General features: G+C 30.6%; 1 pseudogene. It reads right to left on the bottom strand.

The features are described 5' to 3' along the window. Positions 1-372: pseudogene (locus tag AB4Y80_RS16965) on the bottom strand (Msr family ABC-F type ribosomal protection protein); the annotation flags it as partial.

Genomic DNA, 372 nt, shown 5'->3' with positions numbered 1-372 from the left:
TCTCTTTTCGACGCTTTCAAGTTTTTCTAGTCTGGTTTCTAGAGATTTTATAGTTTTTCGTAACTTCTTCTGCTTACCTGCAAAGTATGGCTTTGTTCCTTTTATTCTGCTTTCAGATGAACTTAAGTTTTTCGGTTTTTTAGTTGCTCGTTGAGCTTTCTGTTCTTTTATATTTATAGCTTTTTCCAATCGCTTCTTTTCTTTTTCATATTTTTCATATTCTAATTCTTCTCGATGTCTTTCTAATTCTTTTTGTTCAACATAGTTACTATAATTCCCCTTATATTCAGTTATTCTTCCTTCTTCAATTTCCCATATAGTAGTACACAAGTTATCTAAAAAAGCGCGATCATGTGAAACTATAATAAATGC

It is taken from the genome of Specibacter sp. RAF43, assembly GCF_052114065.1.
Classification (GTDB): domain Bacteria; phylum Actinomycetota; class Actinomycetes; order Actinomycetales; family Micrococcaceae; genus Specibacter.
Note: the sequence above shows the minus strand (reverse complement) of the source record. Positions and strands in the feature narration are given on the sequence as shown.